This window comes from Lachnotalea sp. AF33-28, assembly GCF_003477885.1.
Lineage (GTDB): Bacteria > Bacillota > Clostridia > Lachnospirales > Lachnospiraceae > AF33-28.
In genome coordinates, this window is record NZ_QUEE01000021.1 from 15,040 (window position 1) to 37,323 (window position 22,284).

Genomic DNA, 22,284 nt, shown 5'->3' on the forward strand with positions numbered 1-22,284 from the left:
AAGCTGTGGATGATATACAGTACAACGAAAACTAATAGACATTTTCCCCTTCAAAAACCGGGGAATTTCATTATCAGCCTCCGACTAATGAGCCAGGAGTTTTTAAGCTTTCATAGGAAAATACGACCTATGAAATAACCCTGATCGGGATTCTCTTTATATTAATTTTCCTCACGCAGAAGGAGCATAACTTCGTTGCTTCTGGATATGAAATCCGTCATTCTTTCCGGGCTTAGCGTTCCGTGGCTTAAAGCGGCCAGATCGTAGAGCTGTTTGCAGAATACCGGCACATGGCCGCCGTCCTTGTGATCCACAATGTATTTTACCAGAGGATGGTTTGCATTTAACACAAGGGTTTCTCCGGCGCCGCCGAACATGGAAGCGTCCATGCCGCCCATGCCGTACATCTTCATCATATCCTGCATACGTCTGCTTTCCTCTGAAAGAGTAATCATGGAAGCTACGCCTTCATCTTTTAACTTCTCTACCTTGATGTCCAGATGTTCATTGTCCAGTGCCTTTTTAAACACTTCGGTAAGGGAGTCGGAGAGTTCTTTAAAGGCTTCACTGTCTTCTTCGGCAACCTCTTCCTTAAAGGATGCGGTCAGATCCGCATCGATGCGCATGAAGTGCAGTCCCTCGTTTTTCTGTTCGGTATGAGTGATGAAAGGAGCATCGATATTATGGCTTAAGATCACCGCGTCGATTCCTTCCTTGCGGAACATATTGATATACTGGCTCTGCTCTTTTTCGTCCGTCACATAAAATACAGTATTTTCGTGTTTTTCCTTATTCTCTTCCAGACATTCCGGCAGAGTCAGGTATTTGCCGTCGATGTTTTTATAAAGGATGTAATCCTTCATCTTGTCATCGAATTTCTCATCCTTGAGGCAGCCGAATTTGATGAAGGGGCTGATGTCATCCCAGTATTTCTCATAGCTTTCCTTTTCTGTCTTGCACATGCCGCTTAATTTATCGGCAACCTTCTTGGAGATGTAATCTGAGATCTTTTTCACAAAGCCATCGTTCTGAAGGGCGCTTCTGGAAACGTTCAGCGGCAGGTCAGGGCAGTCGATCACACCCTTTAAGAGCATCAGGAACTCTGGAATTACTTCCTTAATATTATCGGCGATGAATACCTGGTTATTGTACAGCTTGATCGTGCCTTCGATGGAATCATATTCGGTGTTGATCTTCGGGAAATAGAGGATGCCCTTTAAATTAAACGGATAGTCCATGTTCAGATGGATCCAGAACAGAGGCTCCTTGTAATCCCTGAATACCTTGCGGTAGAAATCGCGGTACTCTTCATCGCTGCAGTCATTGGGATGCTTGGTCCAAAGCGGATGGATCTCATTGATCGGCACGGGGCGTTTGTTGATCTTAGCCTTTTCCGTCCGGGGTGAGATTTCGACGGTTTCCTTTTCCCCGTTTTCATTCTCTTTTTCTTCCGTCTTGGCCTCTTCCACAATATGTTCAACGACAACGTCATCTTCTCTAACTTCGTCTAAAGCTACGGTCTCGTATTCCTGCTCTTTGCCTTCTACCGTCACATAGATCTCGGTGGGCATGAAGGAGCAGTATTTCTCCAGCACTTCTTTCACTCTGTATTCGTTGCAGAATTCCGCGCTGTCCTCGTTAAAATACAGCGTTACGGTGGTGCCGTGGCCCGCCTTTGCGCCATCGCCCATTTCAAATTCTACACCGCCCTCGGATTCCCAGTGCACAGGAACCGCGTCTTCCTTATAGGAGAGGGTGTCGATGGTCACCTTGTCCGCTACCATGAATGCGGAATAGAAGCCCAGACCGAAATGACCGATGATCTGTTCCTCGTTGGTTTTGTCTTTGTATTTTTCAAGAAAAGCCTGTGCGCCGGAAAAAGCGATCTGATTGATGTATTCATCCACTTCTTCGAAAGTCATACCGATACCGTTGTCGGTGATGGAAGCTGTCTTGGCATTGGGATCTAAATGGATGATGATGGTGGGCTTATATCCTTCCTCGGGTGTAAATTCGCCCATGATTTCCAGCTTCTGCAGCTTTGTGATCGCATCGCAGCCGTTGGATACCAGCTCACGGTAGAAGATATCGTGATCGGAATACAGCCACTTCTTTATAATAGGAAAAATGTTTTCGCTGTTGATGGATAAATTGCCGGCTTTTGTGCTCATGTTTCAACACTCCTTTATTTTTTTCTTTATGAGGCGTCATGTCCTGCGCCGTGTTCTGAGTGATAGTTTAGTACGTTTAAGAAAAAATGTCAATAAAAAATTAGCACTCATTTTGATTGAGTGCTAGTAATTTATGAAAATTTAATAATTACAGATGTTCTGCACAGCGGTCAGGCTTCTTCAAAGATGATTGCATTATGCTTCAGCAGGCGTTTCACCATGCTGTCCCATTCCTGTTCCAGGGATTTATCCATAGTAAAGGTCTTCAGAGAAGTGCCGGTAACAAGGGTCAGCGCTCCCTTATCATAGCGTATGTTAAGAAACAGCCCGTCCACATCTGCCGGCGTAAAGGAGGTGGATGCTGCGGCCAGCATCTTCTCCACATTCTGTGAGGAAAGCCGGAATATGATTTTGAACGACAGCGGCAGCCTGCTTCCCTTTATCAGCTGATAGCACTGCGGCCTTAAGGTTTTCCAGTCCGTCCACACAGGGTCCCGAAGCTGCTCTTTTTCCTCGGAGGAATAGAAGTCGGCTTTGACATGCCCGTCAATCATAAAGGTACAATATGTAGTGAAAGAAGCTTCACTGACCAGAAAATAATCAAAAGCCTCGTGAACAAAAAGCTGTGAAGTCATCGTTTTCACATCCGGCAGCCGTAAAGCGATCATGGTTTTATGCCTCCTGAAGTATTTATATCGAATCTGTCTGATAACTATTCTACCATAGAAATACGGATAAAGCAGTAGTTTTATGGGAAGTTTCATGGTAGAATAACAGAGAATGTGTTACTGTTCAGGGTTGTCGTAAACCTACCGCGAATGACAGGGCAGAGTATGGTCCTCATAGGGACGCGCTCTCGCTCCGTGAAGCGCGCAGATCGTCACCAACCGCCAGGTTGATGACCTGCGCGCACATCAGTGCGCTTCCTTGTGCGGGCTTTGCGGGATCCCTATGAGGACCATACCCTGCCCTCTCATACGCTGCTTTATCGGCAGCCGTGAACAGTAACGGGAATGTTAAAGATAAAACCTGGAGGACATATATAATATGAATAGAGAAATAGAAAATCTGATGCATCTGATCCAAGCTTCCCCTTCCCCGTTTCACACGATTCTGGAGTGCGAAAAACAGCTGCAGGAAGTACATGCTGTGAAACTGGATAAGGCTGCGAAATGGAATTTAAGCTCCGGAAATATCTATTATACGAATCTCTATGACACCACGCTGATTGCATTCCGTGTCAATGCGGGTTATCAGGCGGGCGACGGCGTAAGGATTGCTGCGTCACATACGGACTGGCCCTGCCTGCGGATAAAGCCTTCAGCAGAAACTGTGACCGGCAGCTATGCTAAGCTGAACGTGGAAGTGTACGGCGGTCCGATCCTGAATACCTGGCTGGACCGTCCTCTGTCCGTTGCCGGTAAAGTGGTGCTTAAGGGAGAAAATCCGTTTCGGCCCAGGATTTGCTATGTTGATTTTGCACGTCCAATCCTCACCATTCCCAATCTGGCCATCCATATGAACCGTGAGGTGAATAAAGGGGTGGAGCTGAACCGGCAGACGGATATGCTGCCGCTGGCCGGCATGGTGCAGGAGACTCTGGAAAAAGATCAGTATTTTATGAATGCGCTTGCGGCAGAGCTGTCTGCTGATCCCTCTTCTATATTGGGGTATGATCTCTGTATTTATAATGCGGAGGCTCCCTGCCTTACCGGCTTGAAAGAGGAGTTTTTGTCAGGACCGCGGCTGGATAATCTGACCAGCGTGCAGGCGTGCCTTTCCGGACTGCTCCGCTCCGGGCGGGAGCGTGGGATCGATATCATAGCAATGTTTGATAACGAGGAAGTCGGCAATATGACAAAGCAGGGAGCTCCTGTGTTCAAGCATGTGCTGGAGAGGATCAGCCTGGGGCTTGGATTATCCAGGGAGGAACACCTGCAGGCTATGATGGACAGCTTTATGGTTTCGGCCGATGTGGGGCATGCCGTGCATCCGAATAAGCCGGAACTGAATGATATTACCAATAAGAACTATCTAAACGGCGGATTCCTGATTAAGATGGCATGTTCCCAGAGTTATGCTACTGACTGTGAGGCTGATGGCATTGTGGAAGGCCTGTGCCAAAAATATGAGATTCCTTACGGCAAATTTTTAAACCGCTCGGATCTTAGGGGCGGCAGCACCCTGGGCTCCTTCTCATCCTCTGATTTAAGCATGATGACGGCGGACGTGGGAGTACCTCTTCTGGCCATGCATTCTGCCAGAGAACTGATGGGGGTAAAAGATCAGGAAACGCTGACATGCATGATTGAAAAGGTCTTTTCGGAGTAAACGGCGCCTGGGTAAAATGATTTTTAAAAACTTGTTAAAAGAGGAGAAGGCGTGGAGAGAATATCTTTACGCCTTCTCTTTTGGAGAAATTTCATGTATAATAAATGAGTCAATTGAGAGGATAATCATAGAAATTGAGGTGGGTGTATGGATGAACTGTATTTGGAAGCTGTCAGGAACAGGACAATGGTGCTAATCCAAAAACGATAGCCACGGCTACCGATTTAAAAATGGAAAATCAGGTATTCAAAGCAGCCCTAGTAAATCGATTGCCAGCGGCTGGCGATTTTAAGCCGGACTTCTTTATGGAAATCAGCTTTACCCACCACATGGAGATTCTGCATAAAACAAAAGAGATAGAGGAAAGGCTGTTCTATATTCGGGAATGTGCCTTGGGACACTGGAGTAAATACATGCTACGCAGCCGACTGAAAGAGGATTTTTACCATCGGAAGGGCGCTCTGGTCAATAATTTTGAGGCAACTCTGCCAGATGACATACAGTATATGGAAGTAATCCAAACTTTTAAGGACGAATACTTTCTGGATTTTATCAACACGGAGGAACTGGATTTGACCGACCCTCAGGATATGGACGAGCGGGTTTTGGAAAATCAGATTATCAGCCATATTCGCAATTTTATTCAGTGTCTTGGTTCCGAATTCCGAAGTTGCTGGATAAAGCAATTACAGAAGAAAACGGTGTGGATATAGAGTAGATTTGGTAAAGGCGTCTTATACGATGCACGATGCAAGGCAGATCAGACCGGCCAATATCGGATCCGGAATTAGCTATCTGCTCAGGCGAAGCTGTGTGAATTTTTCTATTTTATTTCGGTAAACGGACGACAGTTGTTTATTGAAACCCACAGCGATCATATTTTTAACGGATTCAGGGCCGGAATTGCCGCAGATGAGATGGAAAAGGAAAAAATAAACATACAGTTTATAAGCCTGAATGAGCAATATGTATCTCAGGCAATGAAGGTACAGATTGGACGGATGGCAGGATAGAGAACCAGACAAAGGACTTATTTGATCAGTTTGATTTGGATTTGAATAAGATGATTGGGTTATGGGGGAAAAAGAATGGAGTTAATCCTGAATGAATTGTCTTTTGACGGACAATTTCAGACTCAAGACGAATTTGTGGATTACGTTTTGGATACTTTGATACCGGTATTAGATATTGTTATAGAAAACAGGATCCCATTACTGAAAAAGTCGGATATCTATAATTGCAAAATCACCAAAGAAGCAACTATGCAGGATTTACTGATGAAGGTAAATGAACCTTCTATGTCCCTGCTAAAAAGTTACATTGTAAATTTAGGTTATTGTGAGCCGTATGGGGATGTTTCTTCGTTAACGGATCCTGCGGCGGAGTATGAATATCCGGCATCGGCAGAGGAGCCTAATTGTTTTACAGAGGTGATTGAGAGGGGCATTGTCGCTACGGCACCGGCTCTATGGCTCTGAAGCATTTCTGTGCAGAAGAAACGGGAAAGAATTAGAAATTCAAAATATAAAAGAAGTAAAAAGATTATTAAGAGAAATTTTGCAGGAAGATAAGAGGAAAATCCGCTACATAATAGAAAAATATCCATATGAACGCTTGGTCGAATGCGTGGAACTAAACGGAAGATGCTTTACTGAAGAAGCATTACTAGAAAATAATCTGGAGATTAGCGATTTGCTGCATATTGTCGAGTTGATTCCACAGTTAATTGAAGATCTAGAGCAGGGAAGAAAAAGCAAATTATGGGATAAATTGCAGGAAGATGTTTTTGAACTTCTACTGCATGTAAGCGCAAATCGTATTTTCAGATTACTTTTTGTTCAATTTGGCGGGATTCAATTTCTAAACGGTTTTATAAAAAAGACTCCAAAAACGCCTGCCGCTGAGATTGCGAAAGCGGTGGAGATAAAAAAACAGTTGCTATAAGGTGTGAGGAACCAAAGCAGATGAAATTATTTATGGATGAGTTAAATTTGGAAATCTTTAAAGAACAGGCAATGAGGATACTAAATCACCGGCGTATAGAAGCTCCGCGCAGCACGCAGCGGTTCTAATGCTGCAAACTACGCAGCGAAAGAACGCCATACTCTGCCTCCGTCATACGCTGCTTTATCGTTAATTCTAATCAATAACCGCTTGATTTTCGTCTTTTCCTGCGGCCTTTTCCTGTGCGGGGGTTTGACTTGACTTGCCATATAAAATCTACTATAATTGAGCATGTCAGTAAACTGCCATGCCCTTCCAGGAGGATGCGCATGATTTTTTAGGGGAAATTGTCTGCTGCGCAGACAAAAAATCAGCGCGGTATAATGTCTTCGACATTATACCATGTCAGTAAACTGCCATGCCCTTCCAGGAGGATGCGCATGATTTTTAGAGGAAATTGCCTGCGGGGCAGACAAAAATCAGACGCATAAATACAGTAGCAGGCGGCTGAAATGCCGCTGTAGAGTGATGCAGAAATGAGGAACACATGTTGTTAAAGAGTATGACAGGCTTTGGCAGATGCGAAGCTGTGAACGAAGAGTGCAAGATCACTGTGGAAATGAAGTCCGTGAACCACAGGTATCTGGACTTAAGCATCAAAATGCCTAAAAAATTTAATGTGTACGAAGCAGGCATCCGCATGATCCTGAAGGAATATATTCAAAGAGGTAAAGTGGATATTTTCATCAGCTATGAGGATTATACGCAGGAGCGGGTCTGCCTTAAGTACAATGAAGCCCTTGCAAAAGAGTATATGGACATATTTGCCAGAATGCACAATCAGTTTGGTATCGCCAATGACATTTCCGTATCCGGTCTGTCCAGATTTCCGGAAGTGATTACAATGGAACAGGCCGAAGAGGATCAGGAGTCTTTGTATAAGCTTCTGGAAGAGGCCGTAAGAGGCGCTGCCGCCAATTTTGTGGAGACCAGGCTGAAGGAGGGCGAACAGCTCAAAGCCGACCTTTGCGCCAAGCTGGACGCCATGCTGGAATGGGTGAACTATATCGAGGAGCGTTCTCCGAGGATTCTTTCGGAATACAGGATGAGGCTGGAGGATAAGGTCAAAGAGCTGCTGGGTGACAGCAGCATTGAGGAAAGCCGGATCGCATCGGAAGTGATCCTCTATGCGGATAAAATCTGTGTGGATGAGGAGACCGTAAGGCTGCGCAGCCACATTGTAAGCATGAAGGACGCGCTGACGGCAGGGGGCGGCATCGGCCGCAAGCTGGATTTCATCGCTCAGGAGATGAACCGGGAGGCTAACACCATTCTGTCCAAGGCCAATGACCTGGAGATATCCTCCAAGGCCATTGAATTAAAGACGGAGATAGAGAAAGTCAGAGAACAGATCCAGAATATTGAGTAATGATTTGGAGAGGATTATGGGCAGACTGATAAATGTAGGATATGGAAACGTGGTGAATGTGGATAAAATCGTATCCATTGTCAGCCCGGATTCCGCACCGATCAAACGTATGGTGCAAAACGCCAAGGATGAGGGCACCGCGGTGGACGCGACGCAGGGAAGAAAAACTCAGGGCGTCATCGTCACGGACAGCGGTTACCTGATATTATCGGCGCTCCTGCCGGAGACCATTGCCGGCAGGTGCCAGAGCAGCGAGGATGAAAGCGATGTATAAAGAAGGGATACTGGTGGTGGTTTCCGGCTTTTCAGGAGCTGGAAAAGGCACGATCATGAAGCAGTTGATGAAAACTTATGATAATTACGCGCTGTCGGTTTCCGCGACGACCAGAAAGCCCCGCGAGGGCGAGGTCCATGGAAGAGAGTATTTCTTTGTGACTGTGGAAGAGTTCGAAAAGAAAATTGCAGAGGGCGAATTGATTGAATACGCAAAATATGTGGATAATTATTATGGGACCCCCACAGATTTTGTAATGGAACAGCGCCGTATGGGTAAAGATGTGATTCTGGAGATTGAGATCCAGGGCGCGTTAAAGGTAAAGGAAAAATATCCTGACACGCTGCTGCTGTTTGTGCTGCCTCCAAGCGCTGCCACCCTGAAAGAGCGGCTGATTGGCAGAGGCACCGAGGAGCTTTCCGTGATCGAGGCCAGATTAAAGCGGGCGGAAAAAGAGGCGGAGGGTGTGGAAGCCTATGATTATGTACTGGTCAATGACGACCTGGACAAATGCGTGCGTGAGATGCACGAAACGATCCAGGCTCAGCATAGAAAAACATCCAATTACCTGCCCTTAATCGAGCAGATCCGGGCAGAATTAAAAGAGCAGAAGGGAGAACTGTAATGTTACATCCGTCATACACAGATTTGATTAATGTGGTAAATAAAGAAGTAGAGGAAGGCGAGGAGCCTGTGGTTAACAGCCGTTATTCCATCGTGATCGCGACAGCCAAGCGGGCGAGACAGATCATCGGCGGAGAAGAGTCTCTGGTGGAGAGCGAGGGACGCAAACCGCTGTCCGTGGCGATTGATGAACTCTATCAGTCCAAGGTTAAGATTGTCAGCGAGGACGACATTTCAGAAGACGAAATTGATATTCAGTAAAGGTTGGGACAGATCCCTTGCGCCAGTCTGGCGCCTGCTGGGGCCTGTCCCTGTTTTCCAGTAGGCAAAAGGGTAATATTTGGAGGATACTTTATGAAATTAATGTTTGTCTCATTGGGCTGTGATAAAAATCTCGTGGACACCGAAGTGATGCTTGGTCTGCTGAAAGAAGGCGGGTTTGAATTCACAGACGATGAAACGGAAGCGGAGGTGATTGTGATCAACACCTGCTGTTTCATCGGCGACGCCAAGGAGGAGAGCATCAATACCATACTTGAGATGGCCCAGTTAAAAGAAAACGGCAAGTGCCGGGTGCTGCTGGCAGCCGGCTGTCTGGTACAGCGCTACAGAGAAGAGGTGCTTGAAGAGATACCGGAACTGGACGGGATTCTTGGCACCACTTCCTATGACGATATCGTTGCCGCAGTAAACGGAGCCCTCTCCGGCCAAAAAATCTGCGATCTCAAGGACTGCAACAAATCGCCGGAGGTACACAGCCGCAGAGTTGTGACCACGGGCGGACATTATGCTTTCTTAAAGATCGCGGAAGGCTGCGACAAACACTGCACTTACTGCGTCATTCCCAGCGTGCGGGGGAGCTACCGGAGCGTGCCTATGGAGATATTGCTGGAGGATGCGGCCAGCCTGGCAGAACAGGGCGTGAAGGAACTGATCCTGGTAGCTCAGGAGACCACACTCTACGGAATTGACTTGTATGGGGAGAAGCGCCTGCCCATGCTTCTTAGAAAATTGGCCGGGATTCCCGGCATATGCTGGATACGTCTGCAGTACTGCTATCCGGAGGAGATTACGGATGAATTGATCCGGGCTATCAAAGAGGAATCGAAGGTCTGTCATTATCTGGATATCCCGATACAGCACGGCAGCGATCCGATTTTAAAAGCGATGGGCCGCAGGACCAGCCAGGCCCAGTTAAGAGAGCTGATTGAGAAGCTTAGGAGAGAAATACCGGATATCGCGCTGCGCACAACACTGATAACCGGATTTCCCGGCGAGACACAGCAAGACCATGAGGAAAATATGAGGTTTGTGGACCAAATGGAATTCGAACGCCTCGGCGTATTTACCTACTCCATGGAAGAAGATACTCCGGCGGCCCGCATGGAGCACCAGATAGAGGAAGAGGTGAAGGAGCAGCGCAGAGATGAGATCATGGAGCTGCAGCAGGAGATATCAATTGAGAAATCGGCATCCATGGTCGGCAGAATACTGGATGTGATGATTGAGGGGAAAGTCGCGGATGAGAATGCATATGTGAGCCGTACCTATATGGACGCACCCAATGTGGACGGATATCTGTTCGTTCAGACAGCAGAACCGCTGATGACCGGCGATTTTGCCAGAGTCAGAGTTACAGGAGCACTGGAATATGATTTGATAGGAGAATTGTGCGATGAATACACCGAATAAACTTACAATTTTAAGAGTCATCCTGATCCCGTTTTTCGTTCTGTTTCTGTTGACCGATCTGGGCGGTGAATACAGCAATTATATTGCGCTTGCCATTTTCGCTGCGGCCAGCCTGACTGATCTTCTGGACGGCAAGATCGCGAGAAAATACCATCTGGTAACTAATTTCGGCAAGTTTATGGACCCATTGGCGGATAAGCTATTGGTGTGTTCGGCGCTGATCTGCTTTGTGGAGATGGGCGTGCTTCCCGCATGGATGGTGATTGTCATCATCAGCCGTGAATTCATTATCAGCGGATTTCGGCTTGTCGCTTCGGACAATGGCGTTGTGATCGCCGCGAGCTACTGGGGTAAGTTCAAGACTGTGTCACAGATGGCGATGACACTGCTTTTAATTGCAGATATACCGTACAGACCTTTTGAAATCCTGGAACAGGTGCTCATATGGCTGGCGCTGGCTCTGACTGTGATATCGCTGATCGATTACATGAGAAAAAATATTGATGTGCTGAAAGAGGGGAACAGATAATGGTTGTAGAGCTGATATCCGTAGGAACAGAGATTCTGCTTGGAAATATTGTGAATACAAACGCGCAGTACCTGTCGGAGAAATGTGCGCTTCTGGGACTTTCCGTTTATTATCAGACCGTTGTAGGGGACAACGAACAGCGGCTGACGGATGCGGTGACCACCGCATTCGGCCGCAGTGATGTGGTAATCCTGACCGGGGGACTTGGGCCTACCGAAGACGATCTGACAAAGGAAGTCTGTGCGAAAGTGATGGATCTGCCTCTTTCGGAGGATGCGCATACGCGCCGCCGCATTGAAACGTACTTAAACAACAGCGTCTATAAGGTGATTCCGGATAATAACTGGAAGCAGGCCATGGTCCCGGAAGGGGCGAAGGTGCTGGATAACGGCAACGGGACGGCGCCCGGCCTGATCATGGAGAAAAACGGTAAAATAGCAGTTCTGCTTTCCGGACCGCCAAACGAGCTGTATCCGCTGTTTGAAGAGCAGGTCGCGCCGTATTTAAACAGCCTGCAGCCGGAAACGATCTATTCGCAGATGGTCAAGATCTGCGGGATTGGCGAAAGCCAGGTGGAGACGATGATCAAAGATATGGTGGACGCACAGACCAATCCTACCATCGCGCCCTACGCCAAGACCGGCGAGGTACACCTTAGGATTACTGCAAAAGCGAAGGATGAGGAAGAAGCCGTAAAGCTCATGAAACCTGTGGTGAAAGAGCTGAAAAAGCGTTTTGGCATGAATATCTACACCACGAAAGCCGAGGATACTCTGGAGGATGTGGTGGTCCGCCTGCTTAAAAAATATGACCTGACCGTAGCCACTGCAGAGTCCTGTACCGGAGGGCTTCTTTCGGGCAGACTGATCAACGTGCCCGGGGCTTCCGATGTCTTTAAGGAAGGCTTTGTAACCTATTCCAATAAAGCAAAGAGAAAATATCTGGATGTGAGCAAACCGACGCTGAAGAAATATGGGGCTGTGAGCGAGGAAACAGCCAAAGAGATGGCCAAAGGCGGAGTATTCGCTTCCGACAGCGACGCATGCATCGCCGTTACCGGGATCGCAGGTCCTGACGGAGGCACGGAAGAAAAACCGGTGGGTACGGTATACATCGGCTGTTATATCAACAATACGGTTAAGGTTGAGAAATTCCGTTTTAAAGGCAATCGCGCCAAGGTGCGGGAACAGGCTGTAACAAAGGGACTGGATCTTCTGCGCCGCTGTATTCTGGAAAATTATAAATAGAACACAGAAGGGATAAATCAACATGGCAGATATCAACAAAACGATAAAAGAACTGGAACATAAAAAGGATGTGGACAGCAACCTGGCGTTTTACGGCAATTACATGATGTCCTTATCCAACCGGCTTGCTTATATCAAAGCCGCCATGAACGCGGGCACGCTGTTTGAAATGAATATGGATATCGGGGAAGACTGCCCGGAGCTTAACGCTATGCTGGAAGGCATATGGCAGTGTCTAAGCCAGGATGTTCTGGGAGAATTTTCAGGACAGCAGTTCGAGCAGGCGGTGGAACACGCGGATACGCTGCGTAAAAGTATGATCAGTGATGTGAAAAAGCTGACCGCCTATGCGGATCGCCTGCAGATCTACGAATATGTATTAAACAGGATGGAATACCGCTTTAAAGAAGATGCGCAGCAGGAAGTGAATACAGAGCTTTTCTCCAGAAGGCTGCTTACCCATGTGCTTGGGGATTCGGACAGACAGCTGGTTAACCTGCAGATTCAGGAGATGGTCGGCCAGCTTCCGCTTAGGATGACGAAGGCCAGATTTTACAACTATCTTCAGGATGCGCTGTCTCTGTACAACGGCGCGGATTCGGACAGCCTGGATGACTTTTTGTATATGCTGGAAAGCAAATGCATGCTGTCTGTGCCGGAAGGGTTCGGAGAGGGTTTTGAGGCATTAAACGGGATTCTGGATCAGCTTGAAAAGGCATCTTACAAAGAGCTGGATCAGCAGACTTTTGTAAGACTGCAGGGCATACTCAACAGAGGTGTGAGCACCGTCACCGATCTGATCAGCATCTATATGCTGGCGGCAGAGGTGATCAATCAGCTGTATGCGATCATCCTTTCCACCCCCTATGCGATGACCGATGTGGAGGAAAGGGATCTGTGCCGCAATATATTGAGCGGGATAGTAAAAGAGCGGACAGAAGGTGTTTATAAAAGCCTGCCGGATGAAATTACGGAGCTCTACTATGAGCTGGAAGGACGGCAGGAAAACCTCATGGAACGTTATGACCATGCGGAATACATGCTGGATGAGATCAGGAGCAGCTTTCAGGATCTCCTTTCAGGTCTGATGCTGGATAAGATTTATGAGTCACTGTACCGGATTCAAAAACTTCTGTCCACCAGCCTGTTTGTGGAGTTTTCAGAGGATGGAAATGAGTCTTTTCATGCCGGCCATGTGGATTCCGACCGTCTGGAGGAATGCTTTGTGAGGCTGACGGGACAGTTTGACAGCCTGTTTTCCAGCCTTGAAAAGCCGGTTATGCGAGCGGTTATGGCCTATGCCCTGTCCTCATTTCCGGTGTTTTTCCAGTCGGCCGATGAAATTGAGCAGTATATCAGGGACAGCCTGGACGGCTGCCGTGATTCGGCGGAGCGCGCCGCCTGTATGGAGATACTGAATCAGATGATGAATGAGGCCTGACAGTATACTCCCGGGTAGTGGCTGTGAAGCAGGGTTTAACAGAGGAAATAAATGTGAATAATATGACATGGTATGAAAATCTGTATATAGGTGAAAATGTAAAGAAGAGAGCGCCGCGCGTGATCAGGGCTCTGAAGCGGGGGAAATTTGCCGCGCGCGCCTATGTGATCGCGCTGGCATCCAATCCTGCAAATCTTCTGGATCTTTACCCGGCTTTTGTCTTAAGGCAGGAGCATTTTCAGACAGAACGCCTGTCGATTGTAGGGCTTGCCGCTGACAAGGAAGAGGCCATGGAGGTGGCGGCAGTCATTGTAGAGGAGACGCTTAGCCATACCGGCAGTACGGATGTGCGAAAGTATCTTAAAGTAGAAGAAGAGCGCTGAAATGCACATGGGTCATCGGCAGCTGACGATGAGCGTATTCGAGACATGAGGAAGGATGTGGTGCGTTGCTTGCTATTTTACTGGGAGTGCTGAAAGTCATCGGCATCCTGCTTCTGATTTTGCTTTGCCTGATCCTGCTCGTTGTCAGTACGGTATTAGTTGTACCTGTACGCTATGAGGGGAAGGCGTCCTGGCTTGGCAGACCGGAGGGCAGCCTTCGGATTTCCTGGCTTATGAGAGCGCTGTCGGTCCGGCTGACTTATGACGGAGATAAAAGCGGGACGGTGATCCGTGTCTTCGGTATCCGGCTTGGAAAGCGCCGGTCTTCTAAAAAGAAACGGACCCGTGCCAGGAAGAAAGCAGGAAAAGCAGTAAGTGAAACAGAAGAAAAGCCGGTTTCATCGGATGCTGTCTCAAATGAGTCTGTTGATGCGCAGGCCGAGAATAAAACTGTAAATGAAACTGCTGTTAAAGAAACTGCCATAAATGAATCTGCCATTAAAGAAACTGCTGTAAAAGAAACCGCCGATGATAAAAACGCAGGGGAGTTAAAGACAGTCCCTGACGGGAAGACATGTGAAGATGATGCGGTAAAAATCGGTTCCCCGTCTCCTTCTGTGCATATAAGCTTTTTTGCGAAATTCAAAAACGTTTTTCAAAGAATAAAAAATGCGATACAAAACTTTAAATTTACGGTTAACAGTATTTGTGATAAACTGGTAGCAGCTAAAGATAAAGCAGCTTGGTTCTGGCAATTCCTCAATGAAGAACCGGCAAAAAAGGCGCTTGCTTTTATAAAACTTCAGTGCGGTGGCCTGTTTCGGCATTTAAAACCTAAAAAATTCCAGCTGACGCTGCGCTTCGGTTTTGAAGATCCGGCGATGACCGGTCAGGTCTTAGCAGCGGTCTCGATGTTCTACGGCTGGTATTGTGAACATGTGGATCTTTATGCCGATTTTGAGCAAGCGGTGCTGGAAGGAAATATATACATCAAAGGAAGAATAAGAGCCTTTTCTCTGCTGATAATAGGAGTAAAGCTTTTGTTGAATAGGAACCTAAGAAAAGTCTATAAGGGCTTTAGACAACAGGAAGCACACTAAAAGTGTGCGCAGGTCATCCGCCTAGGCGGGTGACAGTATAAGGAGGAAAATTCATGGCAGAAAACAACTTTAATTCCACAGTAGAGACACTGTTTAAGGGAATGGACAATTTTATTACCACAAAGACGGTGGTGGGGGATGCGATCCATCTGGATAATACGATCATTCTTCCGTTAGTGGATGTGACATTCGGCTGCGGTGCGGGTGCAGGCATGAAGGAAGGAAAGAACAGCGCGGGCGGCGGTCTCACCGGCAAGATTTCTCCCAGCGCGATCCTGGTGATTCAGAACGGCTGCACCAAACTTGTCAATGTTAAAAATCAGGACAGCATAACCAAGATTCTTGACATGGTTCCGGATATCATCAATAAATTCACCTCTAAAGAAAACGTGGACATTTCCGACGATGAAGTGAAGAAGGCTGTGGATGAGTCCGGTCAGGAGGAGTAAAGGGCCCACTTGTGATTAAAAAACATAAAACCGTCTGAAATTGCGCACATTTCTGGCATGAATCCGCATAGGATATAATAAGCAATCTGGTGATACAGTGTCATCTGTCATGCGGGAGGTTGGTATGAGACGGTTGATTGGCCTTATTCTGTTCTGGGTCGGTGTGGGCATGGCGCTTGTGCTGATCTTTCCTAAAAGCTTTTTGCTGGTATGCATTGCGGCCGGCCTGATTATAGCGGGATACAATCTGTTCTGCAGCTGCTAGAGCGTGTTTGAAAATTGTGTTCCGTAAGATGTGTGTCACACATTGTGGAAATGAATTTTAAAACACGTTCTAGGGGGACGGGTTCGTGTATATTGAAAGGGGCATGACAGAGCGGGACACCGTCTGCATGTTCCTTTTTTTGATTTATAAAGCGACCCGCCGCAGGCGAAAACCCCCATAAGCGGGATTCTTCGCTGCATTCTTATTTGTTTTAGAATTGACAGAGGATATAATTGATGTTAAAATAGTTAGCATGCTAATTAATGACATCTGTGTTAAGATGCGCTTTGCCTTCGGCCTGACGGCCGGCGGCGGGAGGGAGACACGATATGGTAGAGAATCATCAGCTAGGCCGGTTGATTAAAATGATCAGCAATAACTTTGATAAGCTGCTGAATCATCGGATCACGGATATCCAGCTCACATCCGCACAGTGTGATGTGCTCGCCTACCTGCATCATCATCAGGATTCGGAAGTGAATCCGGTGGATCTGGAGAGAGCCTTTCATATGCAGAAACCCACGGTATCCGGCATATTAAAAAGGCTGGAGGAGAAGCAGTTCATCCGCATGCTGCCTGGCAGCACAGACAGCAGGTATAAAAGGATCGTGCTCACCGCCAAGGCTATGGAGCATCACCAGATGGTGATTAAAAATATCGATGAATTGAACCTGGTTATGTTTGACGGCATCAGCGATGAAGAAAAAGAAGAGCTGTGGAGGCTGTTAAGCAGGATGCTGAATAACATTACAGACTGACGGCTGACGGCACACCGTGAAAGAGTGCCGAGGCTCATCCAGTTTTGTTCTTTTGATGATTAGCATGCTAACATAACGGCGGCTGTGAAGCCTGTTCCGTTAGAAAAATAATATGAAAATGAAAGAGAGGAAAACCATATGCTACAAACACTGCTTGCACAGGTCAGGGAATTTAAGAAACCGTCCCTCATAACCCCTGTGTTCGTGATTCTGGAAGTGATCATGGAAATCATTATTCCGTACCTGATGGCATCCATCATTGATTCCGGCGTAAATCAGGGCAGCATCCAAAATGTCTGCCTGATAGGGCTCTGTATGCTGGCGGCAGCCATGCTGTCGCTGATCTTCGGGGTGCTGGCCGGAAAATATGCGGCCAGGGCTTCGACAGGTTTTTCGAGAAATCTAAGAAAGGCCATGTTTGACAATATTCAGAACTATTCCTTCAGCAATATCGATAAATTTTCCACGGCCGGACTGGTGACCAGGCTGACTACGGATGTCACCAATGTGCAGAACGCCTATCAGATGATCTTAAGGCTCTGCATACGGGCTCCCTTCATGCTGATCTGTGCGATGTTTATGGCTTCCAGGATCAGTTTAAGCCTGTCCGGCATATTCTGGGGAGCCATCTTATTTCTGGGCATCGCCCTTTTCCTGATCACTTCCCATGTGCATCCCCTGTTTATGAAGGTGTTTCAGAAATACGATGACTTAAATTCCAGCGTACAGGAAAATGTAGGAGCCATCCGTGTGGTAAAGGCCTATGTGAGAGAAGATTATGAGGTGAATAAGTTTAAAAAGGCCAGCGGAAATATCTATAGTATGTTTATAAAGGCAGAGAGGCTGCTTGTGTTTAATACGCCGTTAATGCAGTTTGCGATGTATGCCTGCATTCTATTGATTTCCTGGCTGGGAGCGCAGATGATCGTATCCGACAGCCTGACCACGGGACAGCTGATGTCGCTATTCACCTATGTGATGAACATATTGATGAGTCTGATGATGATTTCCATGATCTTTGTCATGATCACCATGGCGAAGGCATCCGCAGAACGTATAGCCGAAGTCATAGATGAACAGCCGGATATACTAAACCCGGCCTGCGCCGTGCGCGAAGTAAAGGACGGCGCTGTTGAATTTGATCATGTGAACTTCAAATATAAGGCGGACGGTGAGAATAATGTGCTCGAAGACATCTGCCTCACCATCCGTTCCGGAGAAACAGTGGGCATCATCGGGGGTACGGGCAGCGCGAAATCCACATTGGTGCAGCTGATTCCCAGGCTGTATGATGTGAAGGAAGGCAGCGTCCGCGTGGGCGGCGTGGATGTGCGGGAATATGATCTGGAGACGCTGCGTGATGAGGTAGCCATGGTGCTCCAGAAAAACGTGCTCTTTTCCGGCACGATCGAGGAAAACTTAAGATGGGGCAAAAAGAATGCCACCAGGGAAGAATTGGAGAGAGCCTGCAGATTGGCCCAGGCAGATGAATTTATACGCGCTCTTCCCGAAGGTTACAAAACCTATATTGAACAGGGCGGCACAAATGTATCCGGCGGCCAGAAACAGAGGCTGTGTATCGCCCGCGCGCTTCTGAAAAAACCCAGGATACTGATCCTGGACGATTCCACCAGCGCGGTGGATACAAGGACCGATGCCCTGATTCGAAAGGCCTTCAGGGAAGAAATACCGGATACCACAAAGATTATCATCGCACAGCGTATTTCCTCCGTACAGGATGCGGATAAGATCATCGTCTTAAATGAAGGACGGGTCGAGAACATAGGAACTCATGAAGAACTTCTAAAGTCCAGTCCCATCTATCGGGATGTGTATGAATCACAGACGACTAAAAGCCAGAGTACAGAGGAAGGGGGTGTAGTCCGTGAATAAGAAAAAAGGTGCAGGGACAATCTTAAAAAGGCTGTTTTCCTATGTGCTGCGTTATTATAAGCTGCAGTGCTTATCCGTACTTTTTCTCATCATCGTGAGCACAATGGCAAGTGTGGCAGGAACACTGTTTATGAAAAACCTGATCGATGACTATATTCTTCCTTTTATCGGGAGCAGCAATTCGGATTTCGGTCCGCTGTTTCGGGTGCTTGTGAAGATGGCTTTCATTTATGCTGCGGGCGTGCTGTCCGTGTGGGCGTACAACCGGATCATGGTCAATGTCACTCAGGGAACAATGCGCAATATCAGAAATGACCTGTTTTCCCATATGGAAACCCTGCCGATCCGATATTTTGATACACACCCCCATGGCGATATCATGAGCATTTATACCAACGATACGGATACGCTCAGGCAGATGATCAGCCAGAGCATGCCACAGCTTGTGTCCTGTGTGATCACTGTGGTCAGCGTGTTTGTTTCGATGCTCACCTTAAGCGCACCTTTAACAGGTGTCACCATACTTATGGTGGCCGTCATGGTGATGGTATCCAGGAATGTGGCTTCCAAAAGCGGTTCTCATTTTATAGCGCAGCAGGTGCGGCTGGGCAAAGTGAATGCATATATCGAAGAGATGATGGAAGGGCAGAAGGTGGTGAAGGTATTCTGCTACGAAGATGAGAGCAGAGAAAAATTCGGAAAGCTCAATGACGAACTGTTTGAAAGCGCGGATAACGCCAATAAATATGCCAATATACTGATGCCCGTCATGGGCAATCTCTCCAATATCAATTACGTAGTCACAGCGATCGCCGGATCTGTGCTGGCAATCACCGGCATAGGAGGGCTTACGCTTGGAGGGCTTGCCTCGTTTCTTCAGTTTAACCGCAGCTTCAGCCAGCCGATATCACAGATATCACAGCAGCTCAATTCCATCATCATGGCTTTAGCCGGAGCGGAAAGAGTATTTCAGCTGATGGATGAGGCGCCTGAGGTGGACGGCGGATATGTGGAACTCACCAATGCGAGGGTGGAGGCCGGCCGGCTGGTTGAAATGAAGGAACGCACCGGCATATGGGCGTGGAAACATTACCACAGGGAAGACAATACGACAACCTATGAACAGCTGAAGGGCGATGTGGTGTTCGATCATGTGGATTTCGGCTACAGCGACGAGAAGATCGTGCTGCATGACATCGAGCTGTATGCGAAGCCCGGTGAGAAGATCGCGTTTGTGGGAGCGACCGGCGCCGGGAAAACAACGATTACCAACCTGATAAACCGTTTTTACGATATTCAGGACGGAAAAATCCGCTATGACGGCATCAACATCAACAAGATCAAAAAGGCGGATTTAAGAAGGTCTCTGGGAATTGTGCTGCAGGATACCCATCTGTTTACCGGAACCGTGATGGAGAACATAAGATATGGCAAGCTCGAAGCCACAGAAGAAGAGGTGATTGCGGCAGCCAGACTGGCCAATGCCCATTCCTTCATCACGCATCTGCCGAAAGGGTATCAGACCGTCCTGACCGGCGACGGTGCAAATCTCTCTTCCGGTCAGCGCCAGCTTTTGGCCATTGCCCGTGCGGCGGTAGCGGATCCTCCGGTGCTGATCCTGGACGAAGCTACCTCCAGCATAGATACGCGCACGGAGAAAATCGTACAGGAAGGCATGGACCGCCTGATGGAGGGCCGGACGGTATTTGTGATCGCTCACCGACTCTCCACAATTAAAAACTCCAATGTGATCATGGTGATGGATCATGGCCGGATTATAGAGCGCGGCGATCATGAAAGCCTGCTTGCGAAAAAGGGGATTTACTATCAGCTGTACACCGGACTGCTGGAGCAGGAGTAGCAGATCCTCCTATTTTCTGATAGACGGTATCTCTTAAATCTATTATAATGAAGTCAGATAAAAGAATATAGAGATCGAGGTGGAAGTTCAAACGTTTATTCAGGAGGTATCATGAAAGGATTTATCCGACAAAATCAATTATTCGCCCTCTGTGGTTTGAACTGTGGGCTTTGCCCCATGTTTTTAAGTAAACATTGCCCCGGATGCGGTGGTGGTGAAGGGAATCAGACCTGTAGAATCGCAAGATGCAGTATGGAGCATGATGGAGTAGAATACTGTTTTCAGTGCGGTGTATACCCATGTTTAAAATATGAACATATTGACGACTTTGATTCTTTTATAACCCACCGAAACCGAAGGTCGGATATGAAAAAGGCCCAGCAGATCGGAATGGAAGCCTACAACGCAGAGCAGGCAGAAAAGGCACACATCCTGGAAGTCCTCCTCGCCAACTACAATGACGGGAGGAGAAAGACGCTGTTCTGTGTGGCAGTCAACCTGATGGAACTGCAGGAGCTGCAGGAGGTACTTAGGCAAATGGAATGCAGAGCCGATTTGGAAACGCTCACGCTCAAAGAAAGAAGCGCTTTAGCAGCAGGATTGCTGCAGACAGCGGCGGCAAAGAACAATATTGACTTGAAACTGCGAAAGAAAAAGTGAGGGTTTGTATGGAGAAATCAATAAATATGGGAAGTTATATTGCGCTATTGCGCGGCATCAACATAAGCGGTAAAAATAAGGTCCCAATGGCTGAACTAAAGAAAACTTTTGAAGAGCTTGGGTTCGGAGCAGTTAAGACATATTTAAACAGCGGCAATGTGGTTTTTTTAAGTGCAAAAGACAGTATAGGGAACCTTACAAGCCGGATTGAAGCAGGGATAAAAGAACAGTTTGGTCTGGATATTCCGGTTTTCGTCATATCAAAAGAGGATCTCGAAGATATTTTGCAGCACGCGCCGGACTGGTGGGGAGACAACGATAAGGAAATCTATGATAATCTGATTTTTATTCTGCCCCCGGCTACCTTTGCCGAGGTGTGGGACGAGATTGGGGAACCAAGGGAGGGCTTAGAAAAGATTAAAGATTATAAGAAAGCGGTATTCTGGTCTTTCAGCAGGAAGGATTATCAAAAGACCAACTGGTGGCCAAAGACCGCGAGTGCGAATATCAGTGGCAAACTGACAATCAGAACGGCAAACACCGTAAGAAAAATAGTTGGAATGTAGTGATTTCCCCCATTCCATTGTCTCCGTTAAGGTTAATTAAGGCTGGCACACTATTATTTTTATGATAGGTGCCAGCCTTTGATAGTTTTGGAAATCCTACAAAACTGTAGCCTTACAGTAATATTGCAGTAAGGTATAGATGGCATACTTACCCTTAGAAGTATGTGGCCTATTAACCGATTGGAGGAGGAACTGCTATGTTGCGCAAACGGATTTCTATCTTGTTACTCCTGATGGGCTTGATGACAAGCCTTGCAGGATGCGGTATGAATTGGACGGATGATATTGTTAGAGAGTATGAAGAAATGAAAGACGGTATTATAAGTGAACTTCATGAAATGAAAGACGGTATTAAGAAGGAATTCGGGGACTGGATAGATTCTATGAGTCAATACGGATGCTAATTATTTGGATAATTTGTTACTGTTCACGGCTGCCGATCAAGCAGCGTATAGCGGGGCAGAGTATAGTCCCCATAGGGATCCCGCAAAGCCCGCACAAGGAAGCGCACTGATGTGCGCGCAGGTCATCAACCTGGCGGCTGGTGACAGTTGCTGCGCGCTTCACGGAGCGAGAGCGCGTCCCTATGAGGACTATACTCTGCCCCGCTATACGCGGGATATTTATGACAGCTGTGAACAGGCTCTTTTGTGCTGTCGATGATAAA

25 protein-coding genes are annotated in these 22,284 nt (G+C 47.3%); 23 read left to right on the plus strand and 2 right to left on the minus strand.

Annotated elements, in window-relative coordinates; genetic code table 11:
* Nucleotides 1-161: 161 nt before the first annotated feature.
* Complete coding sequence (gene htpG / locus DWZ56_RS21175; RefSeq protein ID WP_118558619.1) at nucleotides 162-2,171, minus strand: molecular chaperone HtpG; 2,010 nt, start codon at nucleotides 2,169-2,171, stop codon at nucleotides 162-164.
* A gap of 170 nt (nucleotides 2,172-2,341) precedes the next feature.
* Entirely contained in the window at nucleotides 2,342-2,839 is a 498-nt protein-coding gene (locus DWZ56_RS21180) for a DUF5721 family protein (protein WP_118558620.1), read from the minus strand.
* A gap of 379 nt (nucleotides 2,840-3,218) precedes the next feature.
* Here DWZ56_RS21180 and DWZ56_RS21190 point away from each other — a divergent pair, with 379 nt between their 5' ends.
* The 23 genes from DWZ56_RS21190 to DWZ56_RS22815 all read left to right on the plus strand — a co-directional run bounded on the left by DWZ56_RS21190 (nucleotide 3,219) and on the right by DWZ56_RS22815 (nucleotide 22,280).
* Nucleotides 3,219-4,502, plus strand: coding sequence for a M18 family aminopeptidase (locus tag DWZ56_RS21190; RefSeq protein ID WP_118558622.1), 1,284 nt, complete (start codon nucleotides 3,219-3,221; stop codon nucleotides 4,500-4,502).
* A gap of 230 nt (nucleotides 4,503-4,732) precedes the next feature.
* Nucleotides 4,733-5,215 (plus strand): DUF1016 N-terminal domain-containing protein, encoded by a 483-nt coding sequence (locus DWZ56_RS21195; RefSeq protein WP_118558623.1) that lies wholly within the window; start codon nucleotides 4,733-4,735, stop codon nucleotides 5,213-5,215.
* A gap of 375 nt (nucleotides 5,216-5,590) precedes the next feature.
* Nucleotides 5,591-5,980 (plus strand): hypothetical protein, encoded by a 390-nt coding sequence (locus DWZ56_RS21200; RefSeq protein ID WP_118558624.1) that lies wholly within the window; start codon nucleotides 5,591-5,593, stop codon nucleotides 5,978-5,980.
* Nucleotides 5,937-6,446 carry a type II toxin-antitoxin system RelE/ParE family toxin gene (locus DWZ56_RS21205; protein ID WP_118558625.1) on the plus strand — a complete coding sequence of 170 codons (510 nt, stop codon included), beginning with the start codon at nucleotides 5,937-5,939 and terminating at the stop codon, nucleotides 6,444-6,446. Before DWZ56_RS21200 ends, DWZ56_RS21205 begins: the two co-directional genes overlap by 44 nt.
* Before the next feature lie 550 nt (nucleotides 6,447-6,996).
* Nucleotides 6,997-7,875, plus strand: coding sequence for a YicC/YloC family endoribonuclease (locus DWZ56_RS21210; protein ID WP_118558656.1), 879 nt, complete (start codon nucleotides 6,997-6,999; stop codon nucleotides 7,873-7,875).
* Nucleotides 7,876-7,891: 16 nt separating this feature from the next.
* Nucleotides 7,892-8,149 carry a DUF370 domain-containing protein gene (locus DWZ56_RS21215; RefSeq protein WP_118558626.1) on the plus strand — a complete coding sequence of 86 codons (258 nt, stop codon included), beginning with the start codon at nucleotides 7,892-7,894 and terminating at the stop codon, nucleotides 8,147-8,149.
* Nucleotides 8,142-8,774 (plus strand): guanylate kinase, encoded by a 633-nt coding sequence (gmk, locus tag DWZ56_RS21220; RefSeq protein ID WP_118558627.1) that lies wholly within the window; start codon nucleotides 8,142-8,144, stop codon nucleotides 8,772-8,774. Before DWZ56_RS21215 ends, gmk begins: the two co-directional genes overlap by 8 nt.
* Nucleotides 8,774-9,034 (plus strand): DNA-directed RNA polymerase subunit omega, encoded by a 261-nt coding sequence (gene rpoZ / locus DWZ56_RS21225; RefSeq protein WP_118558628.1) that lies wholly within the window; start codon nucleotides 8,774-8,776, stop codon nucleotides 9,032-9,034. The genes gmk and rpoZ overlap by 1 nt, the downstream gene beginning before the upstream one ends.
* A gap of 93 nt (nucleotides 9,035-9,127) precedes the next feature.
* Nucleotides 9,128-10,465, plus strand: a complete 1,338-nt coding sequence (rimO, locus tag DWZ56_RS21230) for a 30S ribosomal protein S12 methylthiotransferase RimO (protein ID WP_118558629.1) — start codon at nucleotides 9,128-9,130, stop codon at nucleotides 10,463-10,465.
* Entirely contained in the window at nucleotides 10,449-10,994 is a 546-nt protein-coding gene (gene pgsA / locus DWZ56_RS21235; RefSeq protein ID WP_118558630.1) for a CDP-diacylglycerol--glycerol-3-phosphate 3-phosphatidyltransferase, read from the plus strand. Before rimO ends, pgsA begins: the two co-directional genes overlap by 17 nt.
* Nucleotides 10,994-12,241, plus strand: a complete 1,248-nt coding sequence (locus DWZ56_RS21240) for a competence/damage-inducible protein A (protein ID WP_118558631.1) — start codon at nucleotides 10,994-10,996, stop codon at nucleotides 12,239-12,241. Before pgsA ends, DWZ56_RS21240 begins: the two co-directional genes overlap by 1 nt.
* A gap of 22 nt (nucleotides 12,242-12,263) precedes the next feature.
* Entirely contained in the window at nucleotides 12,264-13,682 is a 1,419-nt protein-coding gene (locus tag DWZ56_RS21245; protein ID WP_118558632.1) for a hypothetical protein, read from the plus strand.
* A gap of 53 nt (nucleotides 13,683-13,735) precedes the next feature.
* A complete protein-coding gene (locus DWZ56_RS21250; protein WP_147369459.1) occupies nucleotides 13,736-14,065 on the plus strand; it encodes a hypothetical protein in 330 nt (109 codons plus the stop codon).
* A 233-nt stretch (nucleotides 14,066-14,298) separates the two neighbouring features.
* A complete protein-coding gene (locus tag DWZ56_RS21255; RefSeq protein ID WP_147369460.1) occupies nucleotides 14,299-15,165 on the plus strand; it encodes a DUF2953 domain-containing protein in 867 nt (288 codons plus the stop codon).
* Nucleotides 15,166-15,218: 53 nt separating this feature from the next.
* Entirely contained in the window at nucleotides 15,219-15,614 is a 396-nt protein-coding gene (locus DWZ56_RS21260) for a GerW family sporulation protein (protein ID WP_118558635.1), read from the plus strand.
* A gap of 124 nt (nucleotides 15,615-15,738) precedes the next feature.
* On the plus strand, nucleotides 15,739-15,879 hold the full coding sequence (locus DWZ56_RS22970; protein WP_176927822.1) for a hypothetical protein: 141 nt from the start codon (nucleotides 15,739-15,741) through the stop codon (nucleotides 15,877-15,879).
* Nucleotides 15,880-16,208: 329 nt separating this feature from the next.
* Nucleotides 16,209-16,637 (plus strand): MarR family winged helix-turn-helix transcriptional regulator, encoded by a 429-nt coding sequence (locus tag DWZ56_RS21265; protein WP_118558636.1) that lies wholly within the window; start codon nucleotides 16,209-16,211, stop codon nucleotides 16,635-16,637.
* A 138-nt stretch (nucleotides 16,638-16,775) separates the two neighbouring features.
* A complete protein-coding gene (locus tag DWZ56_RS21270) occupies nucleotides 16,776-18,530 on the plus strand; it encodes an ABC transporter ATP-binding protein (protein WP_118558637.1) in 1,755 nt (584 codons plus the stop codon).
* The gene (locus DWZ56_RS21275; protein ID WP_118558638.1) at nucleotides 18,523-20,391 is read left to right on the plus strand and encodes an ABC transporter ATP-binding protein; all 1,869 of its coding nucleotides are present in this window, start codon (nucleotides 18,523-18,525) and stop codon (nucleotides 20,389-20,391) included. The genes DWZ56_RS21270 and DWZ56_RS21275 overlap by 8 nt, the downstream gene beginning before the upstream one ends.
* A gap of 111 nt (nucleotides 20,392-20,502) precedes the next feature.
* Nucleotides 20,503-21,051, plus strand: a complete 549-nt coding sequence (locus tag DWZ56_RS23680) for a DUF3795 domain-containing protein (protein WP_118558639.1) — start codon at nucleotides 20,503-20,505, stop codon at nucleotides 21,049-21,051.
* Nucleotides 21,052-21,077: 26 nt separating this feature from the next.
* A complete protein-coding gene (locus tag DWZ56_RS21285) occupies nucleotides 21,078-21,617 on the plus strand; it encodes a DUF1697 domain-containing protein (protein ID WP_118558657.1) in 540 nt (179 codons plus the stop codon).
* A gap of 197 nt (nucleotides 21,618-21,814) precedes the next feature.
* Nucleotides 21,815-22,021, plus strand: a complete 207-nt coding sequence (locus DWZ56_RS21290; protein WP_118558640.1) for a hypothetical protein — start codon at nucleotides 21,815-21,817, stop codon at nucleotides 22,019-22,021.
* Between the two features lie 109 nt (nucleotides 22,022-22,130).
* The gene (locus tag DWZ56_RS22815; protein WP_158584686.1) at nucleotides 22,131-22,280 is read left to right on the plus strand and encodes a hypothetical protein; all 150 of its coding nucleotides are present in this window, start codon (nucleotides 22,131-22,133) and stop codon (nucleotides 22,278-22,280) included.
* Nucleotides 22,281-22,284: the final 4 nt, after the last annotated feature.